This window comes from Streptomyces sp. NP160, assembly GCF_006335115.1.
Taxonomy (GTDB): domain Bacteria; phylum Actinomycetota; class Actinomycetes; order Actinomycetales; family Quadrisphaeraceae; genus Quadrisphaera.
In genome coordinates, this window is the sequence record NZ_VDMJ01000114.1 from 171 (window position 1) to 452 (window position 282).

General features: G+C 69.9%; 1 protein-coding gene. It reads left to right on the plus strand.

All coding sequences use genetic code 11. The features are described from left to right. Nucleotides 1-282 (plus strand): protein adenylyltransferase SelO family protein (locus FHN55_RS23400; RefSeq protein ID WP_218974942.1); only part of this gene is annotated, 282 nt, incomplete at both ends.

Here is a 282-nt window from a genome sequence, read left to right on the forward strand (position 1 = left end):
GCTCGACGCCGTCATCGCCGCCCAGGCCGACCTCGTCGCGCAGTGGGTGCTGCTGGGCTTCGTGCACGGCGTCATGAACACCGACAACACGACGATCTCCGGCGAGACCATCGACTACGGGCCGTGCGCCTTCGTCGACGCCTACGACCCGGCCGCGTCCTTCTCCTCCATCGACCACCAGGGCCGCTACGCATACGGCGCCCAGCCGGGCGTGCTGGAGTGGAACCTCGCCCGCTTCGCCGAGACGCTGCTGCCCCTCCTCGTGGAGGAGGACGACGACGA